The sequence below is a fragment of the Streptomyces torulosus genome (genome assembly GCF_001419765.1).
Lineage (GTDB): Bacteria > Actinomycetota > Actinomycetes > Streptomycetales > Streptomycetaceae > Streptomyces > Streptomyces torulosus.
In genome coordinates, this window is record NZ_LIRK01000126.1 from 1 (window position 1) to 19,934 (window position 19,934).

The window sequence follows — 19,934 nt, forward strand, 5'->3', positions numbered from 1 at the left end:
CCCCCGCCCCCGTCGGCCTGGCCCCCAGAACAGGACCGTAACCCTCCGCAAATGCGGCGGACCTCTCCTGGGGAGTTCGTTCGGGAATCGTGTGGGTACACGAGGTAGGAGCACCGGTCGTGGCCCTGCTCGACTACCTCTGGCCATGTCTGACCGCTTTTGAGCGCTTACGGGGTGTGACTCGGGCCACGCAGATTGGGCGTAACGCTCGCGGGAACCACGCGATGACCTAAGAGGTGACAGCCGCGGAGGGAATACGGACGCCGTTCACGGCGCTGTGCATCTTCCCGGCCCCCGCCCGCACCGTCGGCCCATCCCCAAGCCGGTGGTCGGCTCCTGTCCACAGTGGACGGGGCCGGAAGCCGTTTTCCAACGTTCCGAGAGGTTGTTCGTGTCGGCCAGCACATCCCGTACGCTCCCGCCGGAGATCGCCGAGTCCGTCTCTGTCATGGCGCTCATTGAGCGGGGAAAGGCTGAGGGGCAGATCGCCGGCGACGATGTGCGTCGGGCCTTCGAAGCTGACCAGATCCCGGCCACTCAGTGGAAAAACGTACTGCGCAGCCTCAACCAGATCCTCGAGGAAGAGGGTGTGACGCTGATGGTCAGTGCCGCGGAGCCCAAGCGCACCCGAAAGAGCGTCGCAGCGAAGAGTCCGGCCAAGCGCACCGCCACCAAGACGGTCGCGGCGAAGACGGTGACCACCAAGAAGGCCACCGCCGCCGCGCCGACGGCACCCGCGGCCGAAGCCTCCGCCGAGGACGCCCCCGCCAAGAAGGCCGTCGCCAAGAAGGCGACTGCCAAGAAGGCGGCCCCCGCCAAGAAGACCGTCGCCGCCAAGAAGACGGCGGCGAAGAAGACCACCGGAAAGAAGGACGACGTCGAGCTCATCGAGGAAGAAGTCCTCGAGGAGACCCCCGGCGGCAAGCCCGGTGACGAGCCCGAGGGCGCCGAGAGCGCCGGTTTCGTGCTCTCCGACGAGGACGAGGACGACGCGCCGGCCCAGCAGGTCGCCGCCGCCGGCGCCACCGCCGACCCCGTCAAGGACTACCTCAAGCAGATCGGCAAGGTCCCCCTGCTCAACGCCGAGCAGGAGGTCGAGCTCGCCAAGCGCATCGAGGCCGGTCTGTTCGCCGAGGACAAGCTGTCCAACGCCGACAAGCTCGCCCCCAAGCTCAAGCGCGAGCTGGAGATCATCGCCGAGGACGGCCGCCGCGCCAAGAACCACCTCCTGGAGGCCAACCTCCGTCTGGTGGTCTCCCTGGCCAAGCGCTACACCGGCCGCGGCATGCTCTTCCTGGACCTCATCCAGGAGGGCAACCTCGGTCTGATCCGCGCCGTCGAGAAGTTCGACTACACCAAGGGCTACAAGTTCTCCACGTACGCCACCTGGTGGATCCGTCAGGCGATCACCCGAGCCATGGCCGACCAGGCCCGCACCATCCGTATCCCGGTGCACATGGTCGAGGTCATCAACAAGCTCGCGCGCGTGCAGCGCCAGATGCTCCAGGACCTGGGCCGCGAGCCCACCCCGGAGGAGCTGGCCAAGGAACTCGACATGACCCCGGAGAAGGTCATCGAGGTCCAGAAGTACGGCCGCGAGCCGATCTCCCTGCACACTCCGCTGGGCGAGGACGGCGACAGCGAGTTCGGTGACCTCATCGAGGACTCCGAGGCCGTCGTCCCGGCCGACGCGGTCAGCTTCACGCTCCTCCAGGAGCAGCTGCACTCCGTCCTCGACACGCTCTCCGAGCGTGAGGCGGGCGTCGTCTCCATGCGCTTCGGCCTCACCGACGGTCAGCCGAAGACCCTCGACGAGATCGGCAAGGTGTACGGCGTCACGCGTGAGCGCATTCGCCAGATCGAGTCGAAGACGATGTCGAAGCTGCGCCACCCGTCCCGCTCGCAGGTCCTGCGCGACTACCTCGACTGACCCCACCGCGGACCCGTCCGCGCGACAGGCCGAGACAGGCATCGAAGGCCCGGTTCCCTCGAAGGAGCCGGGTCTTCGGCGTGTGCGCGGCATGCGGGCGCCCGCCACGTGGATAACTCTGGGTGTGCCATCCATCTCCCAGAGTCAGGAGCGCGCATGCGTCCCACCATCGCCCGACTGCTGGCCCTCGCGGCCGCCACGGCCGTCATATCGCTGGCCGCCCGTCCGACCGCGACCGCCGATGTCGTCATCGGCGGTCATCCCGTCGAGATCTCCCAGGCGCCCTGGACGGTGGCACTGTCCAGTCGTGACCGGTTCGGGGGTACGAGAGCCGGGCAGTTCTGCGGCGGCGTCGTGGTGGCCCGCTCCACGGTCATGACGGCCGCCCACTGCCTCAGCGAGGAGGTGCTGGGAGGGCCCCCGGCACGGCTCCCCGACCTGAAGGTCATCGCGGGCCGCGCCGATCTGCGGTCGAACGAGGGCCGGGAGATCCCGGTGAGCGACACCTGGGTCAATCCGCGGTACGACGCCTATACGAACGCGGGGGACTTCGCCGTGGTCACGCTGGCGACGCCGCTCCCCGAGAGTTCCGTACTCCCGTTGGCGGAAGCCGGCGATCCGGCGTACGAGGCGGACACGGCCGCGGCCGTCTACGGCTGGGGCGACACCACGGGCGCCGGGGACTACGCGCTGAGCCTGCGGGCCGCGTCGGTGCGGGTGCTGGCCGACTCCGTGTGCGAGAGGGCCTACCCGGGCGGCGCGGAGGGCCGGTACCGGGCCGACTCCATGGTGTGCGCGGGAGAGCTGAACGGCGGCCGGGACGCCTGCCAGGGGGACAGCGGAGGACCGCTCGTCGCCCAGGGGAAGCTGATCGGACTCGTGTCGTGGGGCAGCGGCTGCGGACTGGCCGGGAGCCCGGGGGTGTACACCAGGGGCTCCTACGCGGCCCAGGTGCTGGCGGAGAGCCGCTGAGAGGTCGTTGAACGCCGTACCGCCGCTCGACACCGCCGTACGTACCCGACGCGGCACCGCCACGGTGCCGTACAGGGCCGCGGAGCGACAGCGGGCGCGGAACGAGTGCGGCCGCGGAACGAGAGCGGGCGGCCACCCCGTGTGTGCGGGAGTGGCCGCCCGGTCACCGGCCTCGAGCCGGCGTCGGCTCGTCGTTGGTGCGAAGCGTCAGCGTTCGTCGGTTTCCGCGGTGGCGGGAACGGACGTCAGCCGCTCCGTCTCGTCCTGTATCTCCGCAGCGATCTTCTTGAGCTCAGGCTCGAACTTACGCCCGTGGTGGGCGCAGAACAGCAGCTCTCCACCGCTCAGCAGGACGACGCGCAGATAGGCCTGGGCGCCGCAGCGGTCGCATCGGTCAGCGGCCGTCAGCGGGGTCGCGGGGGTCAGAACAGTAGTCACGTCGCCTCTTCTCTAGCTCGACGAGCTGTCGTACCAGGGTCAACATCCAACCAGGCCGAAAACGTTCCCGCTCGCGGCTTTTCCTCGAAAAAATCTTTCCAGGCCGGCTGTCTGTTGCCGGTTGGCGGCGAATGAGCCGTAGTGCGTGTCTTCGTGTCGTACGGGTTCGCGCTGTCTGTCGGTGGTTCTGGCGGTTGCTCTCTTGGTTGTACGGTCCTCCCGGCTGGGTTGCCGGTTGTTCATGAGGACGTGCCCGGAGCCTAAATGGTTCATGCCTCGAAGGGAACGTGATATGTACTTCACCCCATCGAGGGATCGAACACGCATGCGAGCCTGGACTACCCTGAGTTTCCAGCGAGGGTGGCGTTACAACGGCTCTACCAGGGCTCGGTACCCTCGGACCGGCAACCGAGCCGGGCCCCTTACCCAAAAGGGCCTCACCTGAAATTCAGCGAGGAGCGAACCGCGTGACCGCCGAGACGTCCGTGCCGTCCACAGCGCTGCTGACCGGAGCAGACCGGGACGGTTCCAACTACACCGCGCGGCACCTGCTCGTCCTCGAGGGGCTCGAGGCCGTGCGGAAGCGCCCCGGAATGTACATCGGCTCGACCGACAGTCGAGGTCTGATGCACTGCCTCTGGGAGATCATCGACAACTCCGTGGACGAGGCCCTCGGAGGCTACTGCGACCACATCGAGGTGATCCTCCACGACGACGCCTCCGTGGAGGTCCGGGACAACGGCCGCGGCATCCCCGTGGACGTCGAGCCCAAGACCGGCCTGTCCGGCGTCGAGGTCGTCATGACCAAGCTGCACGCCGGCGGCAAGTTCGGCGGCGGCTCCTACGCGGCCTCCGGCGGTCTGCACGGCGTGGGCGCCTCCGTGGTGAACGCGCTCTCCGCCCGTCTGGACGTCGAGGTGGACCGCAGCGGCGGGACCCACGCCATCAGCTTCCGGCGCGGTGTGCCCGGCGCCTTCGCGGGCAACGGCCCGGACGCGAAGTTCGAGGCCACGAGCGGGCTGCGCAAGGCCAAGCGGATCCCCAAGACGCGCACCGGCACGCGCGTGCGCTACTGGGCCGACCGCCAGATCTTCCTCAAGGACGCCAAGCTCTCGCTGGAGAACCTCCACCAGCGCGCCCGCCAGACCGCGTTCCTGGTGCCCGGCCTGACCATCGTCGTCCGTGACGAGTACGGGCTCGGCGAGGGCGGGAGCAAGGGGGAGGAGTCCTTCCGCTTCGACGGCGGCATCAGCGAGTTCTGCGAGTACCTGGCCACCGACAAGGCCGTCTGCGACATCCTCCGCTTCACCGGTGAGGGCACCTTCAGGGAGACGGTCCCCGTGCTGGACGAGCACGGCCAGATGACCCCCACCCAGGTCACCCGGGAACTCGGCGTCGACGTCGCGCTGCGCTGGGGCACCGGCTACGACTCGACCCTCAAGTCGTTCGTGAACATCATCGCCACGCCCAAGGGCGGCACCCATGTCGCCGGCTTCGAGCAGGCCGTGGCGAGCACGATGAACGAGGTGCTGCGCGCCAAGAAGATGCTCCGGGTCGCCGAGGACGACGTCGCCAAGGACGACGCCCTGGAGGGTCTGACCGCCGTCGTCACCGTGCGTCTGGCCGAGCCGCAGTTCGAGGGCCAGACCAAGGAGGTCCTCGGTACGTCCGCGGCCCGCCGGATCGTCGCGCAGGTGATCTCCAAGGAGCTCAAGGCGTTCCTGACCTCCACCAAGCGGGACGCCGCCGCGCAGGCGCGGGTCGTCCTGGAGAAGGTCGTCGCGGCGGCGCGTACGCGTATCGCCGCACGTCAGCACAAGGACGCGCAGCGGCGGAAGACCGCCCTGGAGTCGTCGTCGCTGCCCGCCAAGCTCGCCGACTGCCGCAGCGACGACGTCGACCGCAGCGAGCTGTTCATCGTCGAGGGCGACTCGGCGCTCGGTACCGCGAAGCTCGCCCGGAACTCCGAGTTCCAGGCGCTGCTGCCGATCCGCGGCAAGATCCTCAACGTCCAGAAGTCGTCCGTGACGGACATGCTCAAGAACGCCGAGTGCGGTGCGATCATCCAGGTCATAGGGGCCGGGTCCGGACGCACGTTCGATATCGACGCGGCTCGGTACGGCAAGATCATCATGATGACCGACGCCGACGTGGACGGGTCCCACATCCGGTGCCTGCTGCTGACGCTGTTCCAGCGGTACATGCGGCCGATGGTCGAGGCGGGCCGCGTCTTCGCCGCGGTGCCGCCGCTGCACCGGATCGAGCTGGTCCAGCCGAAGAAGGGCCAGGACAAGTACGTCTACACGTACTCCGACCGGGAGCTGCGGGACAAGCTGCTGGAGTTCCAGAGCAAGGGCGTCCGCTACAAGGACTCCATCCAGCGGTACAAGGGCCTGGGTGAGATGGACGCGGACCAGCTGGCGGAGACGACGATGGACCCGCGGCACCGGACGCTGCGCCGGATCAACCTGTCGGACCTGGAGGCGGCGGAACAGGTCTTCGACCTGCTGATGGGGAACGACGTCGCGCCGCGCAAGGAGTTCATCTCCAGCTCCGCGGCCACGTTGGATCGGTCCCGTATCGACGCGTGAGCGCCGCGCCCGGCCGCCGGTCGGTCGGTCGGGCGCACCGTCTCAGGCGCGAAGTCGGCCCGCGCTTCACCTGATGGGGTGAACAATGGCGAAGGGGATCGGCGGGGATCCGTGCGGTCTGTCCATGCTTGGGCATGCAGTCAAGCACCGGCCGGTCCCGCCGTCGCGCGGGTGGTTCCGAGAGCGCGGTCGAGGGGCGAGGGGCAGCCCCGGCGGACGTGCGGTTCGATGATCCCTGGTATGACGCACTGGCCTCGGGCTGGGGAGAGGTGGACGGCACGGGAGGGGCGCCGCCCGTCGTGCCGGCCGCTCGGGAGGAGGGGCGGGCCGCGGGCGACGTGTATGTGGAGGTGCAGCGCAGCGCCGCCTTCCAGGAGGTCCGTCGCCGGTACCGGAGATTCGTGATCCCGGGAGTCGCGATCTTCTTCAGCTGGTACGTCGGATACGTGGTCACGGCCACCACCGCGCCGGGGCTGATGGCGCGACCCGTGGCGGGCGCGGTCAACGTGGCGATGCTGGCGGGGCTCGGACAGTTCCTCACGACGTTCCTGTTCACCTGGGCCTACGCGCGCCACGCACGGCTGCGGCGGGACCGGGCGGCCCTCGATCTGCGGTGGGACACACAGGAGTTGACGCGCGGCATCGCGGGGGGCGAGCGGTGACCGGGAACCATCAGACACTGGCCCTGCTGCTGTTCAGCGTGTTCATCGCGATCACCCTGGGCATCACGACCTGGGTCAGCCGCAACCGCCATGGTTCGGCGGAGGAGTTCTACGCCGGCGGCCGGTTGTTCTCGCCGATGGAGAATGGTTTTGCCATCGCGGGCGACTACATGTCCGCCGCGTCCTTCCTCGGTATCTCCGGCCTGATCGCGCTCTTCGGGTACGACGGACTGCTGTACTCGGTGGGCTTCCTGGTGGCCTGGCTCGTGGTGCTGTTCCTGGTGGCCGAACTGGTGCGCAACTGCGGGCGGTTCACGCTCGCCGACGTGGTCGCGGCACGGATGAGCGAGCGCCCGGTCAGGATCGCGGCGGGAACCTCCTCGGTCACCGTGTCCGTTCTGTACCTGGTGGCGCAGATGGTGGGCGCGGGCACCCTCGTCGCGCTGCTGCTGGGCGGCGAGGGCGAGGCGGCGCGGGCCTGGACGGTCATCGGCGTCGGCGCGCTCATGGTCGTCTATGTGTCGCTGGGAGGGATGCGGGCCACCACCTGGATTCAGATCGTGAAGGCGGTCCTGCTGATGGGCGGGGCGATCGCGCTGACCGTGCTCGTCCTGATGCGGTTCCACGGAGACTTCGACGACCTGCTGAGGACGGCCGCGGAGCGCAGCGGGCACGGGGCGGCCTTCCTCGCGCCGGGGTTGAAGTACGGCGGCGACTGGACCGCCCGCCTCGACTTCATCAGTCTCGGGCTCGCCCTGGTCCTGGGCACGGCCGGGCTGCCGCACATCCTGTCCCGCTTCTACACGGTGCCGACCGCGCGCGCCGCGCGCCGCTCGGTCGTATGGTCGATCGGCCTCATCGGCGGCTTCTACCTGATGACGATCGTGCTGGGCTTCGGCGCGGCCGCGATCGTCGGCCCGGCGGCCGTTCGAGCCTCGAACGCGGCCGGCAACACGGCCGTTCCGCTTCTCGCGCTCGATCTGGGCGGCGGAGCGGGCTCCACGGGTGGAGCGGTTCTGTTCGCGATCGTCGCAGCCATCGCCTTCGCGACGATCCTCGCGGTCGTCGCCGGCATCACCCTCGCCTCGTCCGCCTCGGTCGCCCACGACCTGTACGCGTCACTGCGGCGCCGACGCTCGAAGCCGTACAGCGAGGTGGCCGTGGCGCGTACCGCCGCCGTCGGTATCGGGGCCGTCGCCATCGCGCTCGGGCTGCTCGCCCGCGATCTCAATGTGGCCTTCCTCGTCGGGCTGGCCTTCGCCGTCGCCGCCTCGGCCAATCTGCCCGTGCTGCTGTACTCCCTGTTCTGGCGCGGCTTCACCACCCGCGGCGCCGTGTGGTCCGTGTACGGCGGACTCGTCCCGGCGGTGGTGCTGGTGCTGCTGTCGCCGGTGGTGTCCGGCAGCCCCGAATCCCTGTTCCCCGGCGTCGACTTCCAGTACTTCCCGCTGCAGAACCCGGGCCTCGTCTCGGTGCCCCTGGGCTTCCTCGCCGGCTGGCTGGGCACGGTCACCTCCGTCGAACCGGCCGATGAGGCGAAGCACGCGGAGACCGAGGTGCGGTCGCTGACGGGCGCCGGGGCGGTCTGACGGCCTTCCGGGGCGCCCGTCGGCGGTGCTCACCGCGCGCGTCCCCGGGTGAGGCCAGGGGCGGGTGACGTCAGGGGCGGGTCGCCCACTCGTAGCGGTGCTCCGGGCGGCCCGCGTCGCCGTACTTGAGGGTCAGGCGGGCGCGTCCGGTGCGCTCCAGGAGCTTCAGATAGCGCTGGGCGGTCTGGCGGCTCAGGCCGGTCCGATCGGCGATCTCCTGGGCGGACAGCGGGCCCTCGGCGGTCATCAGGGCCCGGCGCACGACCTCGGTGGTGGTGGCCGAGTGCCCCTTGGGCAGGTCCGGCTCGCCGCCCGCCGAGAGCGCGCCGAAGATCCGGTCCACCTCCGCCTGCTCGGCCTCGCCCCCGCCGTCCAGGGTGCGCCGCAGCTCCGCGTACGCCTCCAGCTTGGCCCGCAGCCCCGCGAACGCGAACGGCTTCACCAGGTACTGCAGGGCGCCCTGCCGCATCGCCGCCTGGACCGTCGAGACGTCACGCGCCGCCGTCACCATGATCACATCGGTCTGGTGGCCACGTCGGCGCATCTCCTGGACGACCATGAGGCCCGTGTCGTCCGGGAGGTAGTGGTCCAGCAGGACGAGGTCCACCCGGGGCAGCTTCTCCAACTGCTCCAGCGCGTCGGCCGCGTTGTGCGCCACGCCCGCCACCCTGAAGCCGGCGACCTTCTCGACGTAGGCGGCGTTCACCCGGGCGACCCGCAGGTCGTCGTCCACGACCAGGACCTCGATCATCGCGACTCCTTCTCGGCGGCTGGGACGGCGGCCTCCGGCTCGTGCGCCGTGCCCGGTCGCGCGTCACGGCCCGCCGCCGGCTGGTCGTGCGGGCCGGCTCCCTCGTCGGGTGCCGTAGACGTAAGCGCCGACGCGGACGATTGCGTCACCAGTCCCGGCTCCGCCAGCGCCTCCGGCAGGACGACCGTGAACTCCGCGCCGCCGCCGTCCGCCTCGGTGACCCGGGCGCTGCCTCCCTGCCGTTCGGCGAGCCGGCGCACCAGGGAGAGCCCGATACCGCGCTCGCGGTGGGCCGGGGGCGTCTTGGTTGACCAGCCCTCCGTGAAGATCAACTCACGTTGTTCGGGCGGGACTCCGGGCCCGGTGTCGCGGACCCGGAGGATCGCCGTACGTCCCTCGGCCCGCAACTCGACCTCCACGCGCGCGTGCGGGGTGCCCGCGACGGCGTCGAGGGCGTTGTCGACGAGGTTGCCGACGATGGTGACCAGTCCACGTGGATCGATCAACCTGTCCGGCAGTGGAGTCCCGCCGGTGACCGTCAGGGCCACGCCGCGCTCGGCCGCGACGGTCGCCTTGCCGACCAGTACCGCGGCGAGCAGCGGATCGTGGATCTTCTCGGTGACCTGCTCGGCGGTCGCGCGATGGTCGCCGACCACCTCACCGACGAAGTCCACGGCCTCGTCGTACATCTCCAGTTCGAGCAGGCCGAGGAGGGTGTGCATCCGGTTGGCGTGCTCGTGGTCCTGGGCGCGCAGGGCGTCGATCAGGCCGCGCGTGGAATCGAGTTCGCGGCCCAACTGCTCCAGCTCGGTACGGTCGCGGAGGGTGGCCACGGCACCGCCGTCGTCGGTGGGCATGCGGTTGGCGACCAGGACGCGGCGGCCGCGGACGGTGAGCAGATCGGTGCCGGTGACCCGGCCGGCCAGCACATCGGTCGTACGGCCCGCGCCGAGCGCCTCGTCGAGCGACCGGCCGACCACCTCGTCGCCGAGCCCCAGGAGGCGCTGCGCCTCGTCGTTGAGGAGGCGCACGCGGCCCGCGCGGTCCAGGGCGACCACACCCTCCCGGATGCCGTGCAGCATCGCCTCGCGCTCCGCGAGGAGCCCAGCGATGTCGGAGAAGGCCAGGTCACGGGTCTGGCGGTGGACCCGCCGGGAGATCAGATACGCCGCCAGCGCGCCGACCGCCATCGCCCCGCCCGCGTACGCGAGGAGCCCGGGAATCGCGTGGATCAACCGGGCGCGCACATTGTCGTACTCGATACCGACCGAGACGGCCCCGACGATCCTCCCGTCGGCGTCGCGCAGCGGCACCTTGCCCCGGGCGGACCGCCCCAGGGTGCCCGAGTCGATCTCCATGACCTCGTTCCCCGCGAGGGCGCGGCGCGGGTCGGTCGAGACGAGGCCGCCGATCTCGGTGGGGTCCGGGTGGGACCAGCGCACCCCGCGGCCGTCCATCACCACGACGTACTCGGCGCCGCTGGCCCTGCGGATCCGCTCGGCCTCGACCTGCACCGGCCCCTTCACGGACGGCTCGGTCGTGACCAGGTCCTCGGCGATCTGCGGCTGGGCCGCCGTGGTCTGGGCGATCGCGAGGGCGCGGCGCATCGCCTGGTCGTCCAGCTGGTCGCTGAGCGGTGCGAGGAACAGCCCGGTCGCGAGGACGGCGACACCGGCGGCGATCGCCACCTGCATCAGCAGGACCTGCGAGAACACCCGCCGCGGCATCCCGAGACGCAGGCGGCGTGCGGGGGGAGTGGGGCTCATACCCCTGACGGTACGTGGACGGCGTGCGTCGGACGTAGAGGGGTGTGGCGGGTATCTCAAGGAGGCGCGGGGGCGTGGAGGGGCGCGAAGGGCCGACCGCTAGAAACCCCGGCCAGCGCCGCGATCCGCGCCCGCGGGCCGGGCCCTAACCGGCGAGCGCCGTCGGTACCAGTTCGCGTACGGCCGTCACGTCCATCCGGGCCGGCGAGCCCAGGGGAGAGCCGCAGCTCTCGGGGCGGGGCGGCTGGGCCGCGCCCCGGGAGACGGTGACGTTCCAGCGCCGGCCGTCGACGTGGGCGACGGTGACCTCCCAGCGCGGGGCGGCGCCGTCCGTGCGCAGGACGGTGAAGGCGTCGGCCGCGTCCTCGCCCGTCGCCGCGCGCACCGCCAGCTCCGCCGCCTGCCCGGGGCGCTCCCAGGCGGAGTTGCCGCGGCAGCCCTCGGTGACGACCCGCCCCTCCCGTACGGCCTGGAGGACCTCCTTGACGTGGTGGGCCTCGGCGCGGCCGTACACGTAGCCGGAGGGGAGGACGAGGAGCGTGGGCGAGAAGCGGTGCCCACCGAGATGGGTGACCTCCCAGGTGCCCTCGACGCCGGAGGCGGCCAGCTCGGCGGCGAGCGGTCGGCCTAGGAGGGCACAGCAGCGGTCGCGTTTGCCGTTGGTGCACACGAGCGCGAGGGGCCGGCCGGTGTGGGGCCGGCCCTGAAGGACCGCCTCGAAGGAGCGGGGGTCGCCGTCGCCGAGTGCGGCGAAGTCGAGGTCGAGCAGGCGCTCCGGGGCGGTCGTGGTGGCGCGGTGCAGCCAGACGTTCCCGGGGACCGTGTGCGCCACGTACACCTGGCGCTCATGGACCTCGCGGCAGTCGGCGTGGCGGCCCGGCCGCCGGATGAGCGCGACGCGGACGCCGGTGCCCTCGGTGGCGGCTTCGAGGGCCCGGCCGAGCGCGGGGTCCAGGTGGCTCGATGTGAGCGCCTGGGCGCCCCAGGGGCCCGGCTGTTCCAGCAGCAGCCATGTCCTCGCCGTGGCGGCGGTCCCCGCGAGAGGCTCGGCGAGGTGTCGGGACGCGGATGTGCACGTACTCACAGAGGTGAGCCTAACCTGACTTCGGCCCGCGCGACCTCCGGGCGGGCCGAAGGGGTGGAAACGGCGCGGCGAGCGGTGCGTTCGGCGCGCCTCGGCGGTGGCCGTTCCGGCCGGTCACTCCGACAGGTCACTCCGGCAGTGGTTGCGGCGGTCGCACCCCCACGTACTGGCCGCTCGGGCGCATCCGCAGGGGGCGCTCGCCGTACTCCTCCAGCGCGTGGGCGATCCAGCCCGCCGTGCGGGCGACGGCGAAGATCGTCTCGCCGGCCGTCGGGGGCATGCCGCAGGAGGCGGTGAGGACCGCCAGGGCCAGGTCGACGTTGGCGTGCAGGGGGGTGTGCCGGGCGGCGGTCGACACGATGTCGCGGGCGGCCGCGAGGGCGGGGGCCGCGCGGGGCATGTCGGCCAGGAGCGCGAACAGGGCACGCGCGCGTGGGTCCTCGCCCGTGTAGAGACGGTGGCCGAGGCCGGGGATGCCCCGACCGGCGCGCAGTTCCTCCGCGATCACCGGGACGGCGCTGCCGTGGTCCAGCACATCGGTGAGCAGCCGGTGGGCGAGGGCGCTGGCCGAACCGTGCAGCGGGCCCTCCAGGGCGCCCAGCCCCGCGGAGACGGCCGCGTACGTGTGCGCGCGGGCCGAGGCGGCGACGCGGACCGCCAGGGTGGAGGCGGCGAGGTCGTGGTCGGCGAGCAGCCCGAGCGCGGTGTCCAGCGCCCGCAGGGCGGCTTCGTCGGGCGCGCGTCCGCTGAGCCGCGGCCAGAGGCGGTGGGCGAGCGGACCGGTGTCGCGATGGCCGCGCGAGGAGAGGGGGAGGGCGGCGACGAGCGTGGGGATGAGGGTGCGCGCGGTGCCGAGCACCGCCTCCTCGGAGAGGTCGAAGCGCAGGGGGTCGGCGGCCGCCGCCGCGACCGCCGCGACCCGCAGCCGGTCGACGGGGCCGCTGTGCTCCGGCAGCGCGTCGACCGCGCGGCGGGCGGCGGTCACGGACGTCCTCGGGGCGGTGAAGGTCGCGCCGGGGTGCGGCTCGCCGGTCCACAGCCACTCGGCGACCTCTTCGTAGGAACGGTGCGCGGCCAGTTCCGCCGCGTCGACGCCGCGGAAGTAGTAGTGGTCGTGCTCGATGAGGGTCAGCCGGGTGCGGACGGACAGCTCGCCCCCGCCGGACGAGGTCGTGCCGCTCTCCCGCCGGTTGCGGCGCGCGAGTGCCGCGACCTCCTCGGCGTCGAAGGTGCTGCCCCGGCCCGCCGCGTCCCGGCGGCTGCTGAGCTGGCCGCGGCTCACATAGGCGTACACGGTCTCCGGCTTCACGCCGAGCAGTTCGGCGGTCTCCCTCGTGGTGAGCCGCCGCCCCGGGCGGGCGGAGGTGTTCGCCGGGTTCGTCGATGCGCGCGCGCCTTGCTCCGTCATGAGTGTCACCGTATCCGTTGAGCATGACATTGATTTAATCAATATTGACAGGGATCGAGTCAAGCATGGACAGTCGAATCAAGTTCAAGGAGGAGACATGCAGATCAACAGGGCCGCGACCGCCTCCGTCGACGTGCCGCGAGGACTCGCGGGCGTCGTCGTCACCGACACCGAATTGGGTGACGTCAGAGGGCAGGAGGGCTTTTACCACTACCGCCAGTACTCCGCCGTCGAGCTCGCGCAGACCCGCGGCTTCGAGGACGTCTGGCACCTGATGATCCACGGCGAGCTGCCGGACGCCGCGCGACGGGCCGCGTTCGCCGCGGAGGTCGGCCCCCTGCGCCGGCTGCCCGCCGACGTGCGGGGCGCCCTGCCCGCGATCGCGGCGGCGAGCGCGCACTCGGGGCCGCTCTCCGGCCTGCGCACCGCGCTGTCGCTGCTCGGCGCCTCCAAGGGCTTCCGCCCGGTGTACGACCTCGACGAGGGTCGGCGCCGTGCGGACGCCCTCGCCGCCTCGGCGGCCGTACCGACGCTGCTCACCGCGCTGTACCGGCTCGGGCAGGGGCTCGACCCGGTCGAGCCCCGCGACGATCTGCCGTACGCCGCGAACTACTTGTACATGTTGACGGGCACGGAACCCGATCCCTGGGCTGCACGGGCGATCGAGCAATACTTGATCTCAACCATTGATCATGGATTCAATGCATCAACATTCACCGCCCGCGTGATCACCTCGACGGGTGCCGACGTCGCCGCCTGTCTGGTGGGCGCGGTGGGCGCGCTCTCGGGGCCCCTCCACGGGGGCGCCCCCAGCCGCGCGCTGGACACGCTCGACGCGATCGGTACCCCGGACCGCATCGACGCGTGGATCCGGGAACGTGTCCTCGCCGGGGACCGCATAATGGGCTTCGGCCACCCCGTGTACCGTACCGAGGACCCCCGCTCCCGCATGCTGCGCGGCATCGCGGAACAGTTCGGCGGACCGCGCGTCGCCTTCGCGGTGGAGGTCGAGCGGCAGGTGGAGGCCATCCTCGCTGAGTTGAAGCCGGGCCGTGAGCTGCACACCAATGTCGAGTTCTACGCGGGCGTCGTCATGGAGCTGTGCGGATTGCCCCGCGAGATGTTCACGCCGACCTTCGCCGCCGCCCGCGTCGTCGGCTGGAGCGCCAACATCCTCGAACAGGCCCGGGACTCGAAGATCATCCGCCCGGCGGCACGCTATGTGGGACCGGTGCCCCCGGCAGCCGTACCGCTGGTGGCCTGACACCCCTGGTCGCCTGACGTCCCTGGTGGTCTGACGTCCCTGGTGGTCTGACGTCTCCGGGCGTCGTACCGCTGCTGATCTGACGTTCACCGGTACCACCTCATGGACGGAGCCCGGCACCACGGGGGAGGTGCCGGGCTCGTGCGACGCGCTCCGTCACATGAGCGCGACCGTCTCACGCATCGGGGATGTCGGCTTTGGCGCGGACCAGGGTCTCGCGCGAGATGATCACGATGCGTTCGTAGGGAGCGCGCGCCGCGTCGGGCGGCAGCTCACCGTCGAGGGCGGCGGTGGCTTCGGTGCCGATGACAGCGAAGCTGCCGTCGCTGAGTTCGAAGATGTCGGGGCAGGTCTGGCCCGTGGAGCTGCCGCGCTCCCTGGGCGAGGCGCCAACTCGACGCACGATCTTCAAGTCCGGTCCTAGAGGCATTGAGCGAGAAGGGCCTCAGCCGGGGCGCTGCGCGAGTTGATGACCCATGGTGCGTCCGGTCGGTTCATGAGCGGGCCCACGGATGCTCATGAACGGGCTGCTGCCTCGGGTGGGGATCTGCAGCCCTACGCCGCACATGCAAGGACCTGAGCAGGAGGTTCTTCCCGAGCAGGATGCGGAGAGATTACCGGTCCGGGTGTCCCAACGTCTCGCCGCCTCACGGGACTTGAGAGTGAATCACTCGTCCGGCGGTTGCCCTATGACCCACCACTCGTCTCCGTCGTCCCGGTCCTCGACCAGATGGTTCATCTCCTCGACGAGACCGTTCATCATGTCGCCCAGCGCCGCCTCCTCCGAGGCGTCGGGCAGGCTGTCCCGGTGGTGACGCGTGGCCGCCCAGTACTCCCGGAAGATCGTGTTGCGCGCCATCACCCGCAGGTGCCCGTACAGCTCGCCCAGGCTGAGCGCACCGATGCGGTGGTAGTAGAGCGCGTTGACGTACAGGGCGTTCGCGAAGAGGTACTGGCGCTGCCGCTCCGGCGGGACCTCGGTCTCGTAGGTGTCGAGCACGGCCGCCAGGGCCGGGTCCTCCATGGCCTTGCACAGCAGGTCGAAGTGGAGCCGGTGCTGTTCGGCGAGCGCGGCGTGCCTGCGCTGTCGGGAGCCTCTCTCCGTCAGGGCCTGCGCGGCCGAGGCGAGCCGGTCCCGGGCGGCGGAGCCCAGCCTCCGTATCCCAAAGTTCTGTGTGGCCATGTCAACCCCCGGTTCAGGCGTCCATCCGCCGGTCGTCGGACATGGGTCGACAGGATGGGGACCGGCGAGCGGTGGGCGGCGCGCTTGCCGTCTCCCAGTGTCGCCGAGCGGCCCTGGTCGGCTGGGAGGCGGAGAGGAGGCGCACGGAAGGATGTGCGGGTGTCAGAAACCGGCGCCATGCACATCGTGTGCCCTGCGGGCGCCGCTGACAATCGTTCCCTTCGTGTGGGCTGTGTGCCCACTCGTATCCTGGGGCAGCAGTACAAGGCCGTACGGGAGCTGCGGTGTTCCGGCGAACGCCGGTCCGTGAGCCGTCCCGCTACGGCGGCCGGCTGCGAGCCGGCGCACGCAACGGTGTGAGAGAGGGCGCGCGTTGAGCCAGTCGTCGAGTCCCGGCCCCCGGGGGCCGCAGCAGATCCCGGTCGTGGTCCTCGCCGGATTCCTGGGCTCCGGCAAGACCACCCTCCTCAACCATCTCCTGCACCGCAGCGGCGGCACCCGCATCGGTGCCGTCGTCAACGACTTCGGGGCCATCGAGATCGACGCGATGGCGGTGGCCGGCGCGCTCGGCGACTCCACGGTGTCGCTGGGCAACGGGTGTCTGTGCTGTGCCGTCGACGCCAGCGAGCTGGACGTGTACCTGGAGCGGCTCGCCGACCCCGCCACCGGCATCGACGTCATCGTCATCGAGGCCAGTGGGCTCGCCGAGCCTCAGGAACTCGTGCGGATGGTGCTCGCCAGCGAGAACCCCCGGGTCGTGTACGGCGGGCTGGTCGCGGTCGTCGACGCGGCCGAGTTCCTCGACACCAGGCAGCGGCACCCCGAGATCGACCGGCACCTCGCCATCGCCGACCTCGTCGTCGTCAACAAGGTCGACCGGGCCGAGGACGGTGAGCGCGTCCTCGGACTCGTCCGGTCGCTCAGTGAGGGCGCCGCCGTCGTGGCCGCGACGTACGGGCGTATCGACCCCGCGTTCCTCTTCGACTGCCGTCCCAGTGAGGAACGCATCGGGCAGCTCTCCTTCGACGACCTCCACCTGCACGACGACCTCCACGGGAACGACGGCGCCGAACCGCATGGCGGGGACGACGCCACCGGAGGCCTCGGCGGCGACGCCCACGAGGATCACCTCGGGCATCTGCACACCGCGTACGACAGCGTCGCCTTCGTCTCCGACCTGCCGATGAACCCCCGGCGGCTGCTGGACTTCCTCGACGGCAGGTCGGACGGGCTGTACCGCATCAAGGGGTACGTCGACTTCGGGCCCCACGACACCCGCAACCGGTACTCCGTGCACGCGGTCGGGCGGTTCCTGCGGTTCTACCCCGAGCCGTGGGCGCCGGGCGACGAGCCGAGGCTCACCCAGCTCGTCCTCATCGGCACCGGTATCGACGCCGCCGCCCTCACCAAGGAGCTGGAGGCGTGCAAGGACGACGCCCCCCGGGCCGACGAGCACAGCATGTGGGGCGTCCTGCGCTACGTACCGGACAAGGAGCAGGAGGCCGGCGAACCGGACCCCTCCTACGACACCCCCTGAAGCGACCTTCGGGCCGCGGCACCCTCTGACGTCTTTCGCCCGAGGGTGCCGCGGCCCGCCGTCCGCCTCGATCAGACGGGGCCCGCCACCGAGGTCACCGGCTTGCCCAGGGAGACGCCCGAGCCGTCGCGGCGCGGGTCCATCTCGGGGAGGTCGGCCGGAGTGCCGTTCTTCTGGGCGGCGCGGGCCGGAGTCGGGCCCGCCCAGGCGAAGGACAGGCAGTCCTCGCCCTTCAGATACCGCTGGCAGCGGACACCGCCCGTGGCGCGGCCCTTGCGCGGGTACTGGTCGAACGGGGTGAGCTTGGCCGTGGTCTGGACGGAGTCGTCCAGCGTGCCGCGCGAGCCCGCCACCGTGAAGACCACCGCGTCCACAGCCGGGTCGACCGCCGTGAACGAGATGACCTTCGCGCCCTCGGTGAGCTTGATGCCCGCCATACCGCCGGCCGGGCGGCCCTGCGGGCGGACCTGCGAGGCCTGGTAACGCAGCAGCTGGGCGTCGTCCGTGATGAAGACCAGGTCCTCCTCGCCCGTGCGCAGCTCGATCGCGCCCACGATCCGGTCGCCCTCCTTGAGGGTGATGACCTCCAACTCCCCCTTGTTGGTCGGGTAGTCGGGCACCACCCGCTTGACCACACCCTGTTCGGTGCCGATGGCGAGGCCCGGCGACGACTCGTCGAGCGTCGTCAGACAGACCACCGTCTCGCCGTCGTGGAGGGAGACGAACTCCGCGAGCGGGGCGCCGCCCGCGAGATTCGGGGCCGCCGCCGTGTCGGGCAGCTGGGGCAGGTCGATCACGTTCAGCCGCAGCAGACGGCCCGTGGACGTCACCGCGCCGATCTCGCCGCGGGCCGTCGCCGGGACCGCCGACACGATCACATCGTGCTTGGTGCGCTTGGCTTCCGCGTCCGCAGCGAAGGGCTCGGCGTCGGCCGTACGGGCGAGCAACCCCGTCGAGGACAGCAGCACCCGGCACGGGTCGTCCGCGACCTGGAGCGGAACCGCGGCCACCGGGGCGCCCGAGGACTCCAGCAGCACCGTACGGCGCTCGGTGCCGAACTTCTTCGCCACCGCGGCCAGTTCCCCGGAGACCAGCTTGCGCAGCTCGGCGTCCGACTCCAGGATGCGCGTCAGCTCCGCGATCTCCGCGTTGAGCCGGTCCTTCTCCGCCTCAAGCTCGATGCGGTCGTACTTGGTGAGACGGCGCAGCGGGGTGTCGAGGATGTACTGCGTCTGGACGTCCGACAGGGAGAAGTGCTCCATCAGGCGCTCCTTGGCCTGCGCGGAGTTCTCGCTGGAGCGGATCAGGCGGATGACCTCGTCGATGTCCAGCAGCGCCGTGAGCAGTCCCTCGACCAGGTGCAGCCGGTCGCGCTTCTTGCCGCGGCGGAACTCCGAGCGGCGGCGCACGACCTCGAAGCGGTGGTCGAGGTAGACCTCCAGGAGCTCCTTGAGGCCCAGGGTGAGGGGCTGGCCGTCGACCAGCGCCACGTTGTTGATGCCGAAGGACTCCTCCATCGGCGTCAGCTTGTAGAGCTGCTCCAGGACCGCCTCCGGCACGAAGCCGTTCTTGATCTCGATGACGAGCCGCAGGCCGTGCTGGCGGTCGGTGAGGTCCTTGACGTCGGCGATGCCCTGGAGCTTCTTCGAGCCGACCAGGTCCTTGATCTTGGCGATCACCTTCTCGGGGCCGACGGTGAACGGCAGCTCCGTGACGATGAGGCCCTTGCGGCGCGCCGTCACGTTGTCCACGGCCACGGTGGCGCGGATCTTGAAGGTGCCGCGGCCCGTCTCGTACGCGTCCCTGACGCCGGTGAGTCCGACGATCCGCCCGCCCGTGGGCAGGTCGGGGCCCGGGACGTGCTTCATCAGGGCGTCCAGGTCCGCGTTCGGGTATCTGATCAGGTGGCGGGCGGCCGCGATGACCTCGCCCAGGTTGTGCGGCGGCATGTTGGTGGCCATACCGACGGCGATGCCCGAGGCGCCGTTGACCAGCAGGTTCGGGAAGGCGGCGGGCAGCGCGACCGGCTCCTGTTCCTGGCCGTCGTAGTTCGGGGCGAAGTCGACCGTGTTCTCCTCGATCGACTCCGTCATCAGGCTCGTCGCGGCGGCCTGACGGCACTCCGTGTACCGCATGGCCGCGGGCGGGTCGTCGTTGCCGAGGGAGCCGAAGTTGCCGTGGCCGTCGACCAGGGGGACCCGCATCGAGAAGGGCTGGGCCATGCGCACCAGGGCGTCGTAGATCGACGAGTCGCCGTGCGGGTGCAGCTTGCCCATGACCTCGCCGACGACGCGGGCGCACTTCACATAGCCGCGGTCGGGGCGCAGACCCATCTCGTTCATCTGGTAGACGATGCGGCGGTGCACCGGCTTCAGACCGTCACGGGCGTCGGGCAGGGCTCGGGAGTAGATGACCGAGTACGCGTACTCCAGGAAGGAGCCCTGCATCTCGTCGACGACGTCGATGTCGAGGATCCGCTCCTCGAACGCGTCGTCGGGCGGCGGGGTCTTCGTGCTGCGGCGGGCCATCGCTGCCGGCTCCTTGCTGCAAGTGAACGGACTCTGACGCGGACCATTGTGGACTGCCGCACTGACAACCCGGACACGACCCGGCATTCCCCGCCGGGGCGGGTGCCCGGCGCCGCCGCGTCAACCGCGTGCGCCGACCTTAACCACTGCCCGTCGGTGACCACCGGCGGTCCCGCTCCCGGCATCCGGGGTTCTCGCTCTCGGCGTAAGGCGTTCTCGCCGTCGCGTACG

The 19,934-nt window shown here is 70.9% G+C and carries 15 protein-coding genes; 7 read left to right on the plus strand and 8 right to left on the minus strand.

All coding sequences use genetic code 11. The features are described from left to right. Positions 1-391: 391 nt before the first annotated feature. Together AOK23_RS09630 and AOK23_RS09635 are read left to right on the plus strand one after the other, a co-directional pair. On the plus strand, positions 392-1,930 hold the full coding sequence (locus tag AOK23_RS09630) for an RNA polymerase sigma factor (RefSeq protein ID WP_055712372.1): 1,539 nt from the start codon (positions 392-394) through the stop codon (positions 1,928-1,930). Positions 1,931-2,086: 156 nt separating this feature from the next. Then, a complete protein-coding gene (locus AOK23_RS09635) occupies positions 2,087-2,902 on the plus strand; it encodes a serine protease (RefSeq protein ID WP_055712331.1) in 816 nt (271 codons plus the stop codon). Positions 2,903-3,109: 207 nt separating this feature from the next. Here AOK23_RS09635 and AOK23_RS09640 read toward each other — a convergent pair whose 3' ends face one another. Then, positions 3,110-3,340 carry a DUF7455 domain-containing protein gene (locus AOK23_RS09640; protein ID WP_055512778.1) on the minus strand — a complete coding sequence of 77 codons (231 nt, stop codon included), beginning with the start codon at positions 3,338-3,340 and terminating at the stop codon, positions 3,110-3,112. 467 nt (positions 3,341-3,807) lie between these two features. Here AOK23_RS09640 and AOK23_RS09645 point away from each other — a divergent pair, with 467 nt between their 5' ends. The 3 genes from AOK23_RS09645 to AOK23_RS09655 all read left to right on the plus strand — a co-directional run bounded on the left by AOK23_RS09645 (position 3,808) and on the right by AOK23_RS09655 (position 8,182). Beyond that, positions 3,808-5,931, plus strand: coding sequence for a DNA gyrase/topoisomerase IV subunit B (locus AOK23_RS09645; protein ID WP_055712332.1), 2,124 nt, complete (start codon positions 3,808-3,810; stop codon positions 5,929-5,931). Positions 5,932-6,065: 134 nt separating this feature from the next. After that, complete coding sequence (locus tag AOK23_RS09650) at positions 6,066-6,593, plus strand: DUF485 domain-containing protein (RefSeq protein ID WP_240496337.1); 528 nt, start codon at positions 6,066-6,068, stop codon at positions 6,591-6,593. Then, positions 6,590-8,182 (plus strand): solute symporter family protein, encoded by a 1,593-nt coding sequence (locus AOK23_RS09655; protein ID WP_055712334.1) that lies wholly within the window; start codon positions 6,590-6,592, stop codon positions 8,180-8,182. Before AOK23_RS09650 ends, AOK23_RS09655 begins: the two co-directional genes overlap by 4 nt. 70 nt (positions 8,183-8,252) lie before the next feature. Here AOK23_RS09655 and AOK23_RS09660 read toward each other — a convergent pair whose 3' ends face one another. The 4 genes from AOK23_RS09660 to AOK23_RS09675 form a co-directional block, all read right to left on the minus strand. Beyond that, complete coding sequence (locus tag AOK23_RS09660) at positions 8,253-8,933, minus strand: response regulator (protein WP_055512766.1); 681 nt, start codon at positions 8,931-8,933, stop codon at positions 8,253-8,255. Further along, positions 8,930-10,699, minus strand: coding sequence for an ATP-binding protein (locus tag AOK23_RS09665; RefSeq protein WP_079049389.1), 1,770 nt, complete (start codon positions 10,697-10,699; stop codon positions 8,930-8,932). Before AOK23_RS09665 ends, AOK23_RS09660 begins: the two co-directional genes overlap by 4 nt. Before the next feature lie 145 nt (positions 10,700-10,844). Then, positions 10,845-11,783, minus strand: a complete 939-nt coding sequence (locus tag AOK23_RS09670) for a sucrase ferredoxin (protein ID WP_055712336.1) — start codon at positions 11,781-11,783, stop codon at positions 10,845-10,847. 127 nt (positions 11,784-11,910) lie between these two features. Continuing rightward, positions 11,911-13,191, minus strand: coding sequence for a citrate synthase (locus AOK23_RS09675; RefSeq protein ID WP_055712337.1), 1,281 nt, complete (start codon positions 13,189-13,191; stop codon positions 11,911-11,913). Between the two features lie 97 nt (positions 13,192-13,288). Between AOK23_RS09675 and AOK23_RS09680 the strand changes: the two genes are divergently transcribed. After that, complete coding sequence (locus AOK23_RS09680; protein ID WP_055712338.1) at positions 13,289-14,455, plus strand: citrate synthase/methylcitrate synthase; 1,167 nt, start codon at positions 13,289-13,291, stop codon at positions 14,453-14,455. Between the two features lie 175 nt (positions 14,456-14,630). Here the strand turns inward: AOK23_RS09680 and AOK23_RS09685 are convergent, their stop codons facing one another. After that, entirely contained in the window at positions 14,631-14,867 is a 237-nt protein-coding gene (locus AOK23_RS09685; RefSeq protein ID WP_055712339.1) for a hypothetical protein, read from the minus strand. 255 nt (positions 14,868-15,122) lie between these two features. Beyond that, the gene (locus tag AOK23_RS09690; protein WP_055712340.1) at positions 15,123-15,638 is read right to left on the minus strand and encodes a DUF6082 family protein; all 516 of its coding nucleotides are present in this window, start codon (positions 15,636-15,638) and stop codon (positions 15,123-15,125) included. Between the two features lie 373 nt (positions 15,639-16,011). Between AOK23_RS09690 and AOK23_RS09695 the strand changes: the two genes are divergently transcribed. Next, the gene (locus AOK23_RS09695) at positions 16,012-17,175 is read left to right on the plus strand and encodes a CobW family GTP-binding protein (RefSeq protein WP_055712341.1); all 1,164 of its coding nucleotides are present in this window, start codon (positions 16,012-16,014) and stop codon (positions 17,173-17,175) included. A 71-nt stretch (positions 17,176-17,246) separates the two neighbouring features. On the opposite strand, the gene AOK23_RS09700 is transcribed toward AOK23_RS09695, so the two are convergent. Continuing rightward, positions 17,247-19,703 carry a DNA gyrase/topoisomerase IV subunit A gene (locus tag AOK23_RS09700; RefSeq protein ID WP_055712342.1) on the minus strand — a complete coding sequence of 819 codons (2,457 nt, stop codon included), beginning with the start codon at positions 19,701-19,703 and terminating at the stop codon, positions 17,247-17,249. Between the last annotated feature and the right edge of the window lie 231 nt (positions 19,704-19,934).

Bases quoted from the DNA above. Each gene is read 5' to 3' on its own strand.
- AOK23_RS09635 (WP_055712331.1), top strand. From the start codon at position 2,087: ATGCGTCCCACCATCGCCCGACTGCTGGCCCTCGCGGCCGCCACGGCC.
- AOK23_RS09650 (WP_240496337.1), top strand. From the start codon at position 6,066: ATGCAGTCAAGCACCGGCCGGTCCCGCCGTCGCGCGGGTGGTTCCGAG.
- AOK23_RS09660 (WP_055512766.1), bottom strand. From the start codon at position 8,933: ATGATCGAGGTCCTGGTCGTGGACGACGACCTGCGGGTCGCCCGGGTG.
- AOK23_RS09665 (WP_079049389.1), bottom strand. From the start codon at position 10,699: ATGAGCCCCACTCCCCCCGCACGCCGCCTGCGTCTCGGGATGCCGCGG.
- AOK23_RS09675 (WP_055712337.1), bottom strand. From the start codon at position 13,191: ATGACGGAGCAAGGCGCGCGCGCATCGACGAACCCGGCGAACACCTCC.
- AOK23_RS09680 (WP_055712338.1), top strand. From the start codon at position 13,289: ATGCAGATCAACAGGGCCGCGACCGCCTCCGTCGACGTGCCGCGAGGA.
- AOK23_RS09690 (WP_055712340.1), bottom strand. From the start codon at position 15,638: ATGGCCACACAGAACTTTGGGATACGGAGGCTGGGCTCCGCCGCCCGG.
- AOK23_RS09700 (WP_055712342.1), bottom strand. From the start codon at position 19,703: ATGGCCCGCCGCAGCACGAAGACCCCGCCGCCCGACGACGCGTTCGAG.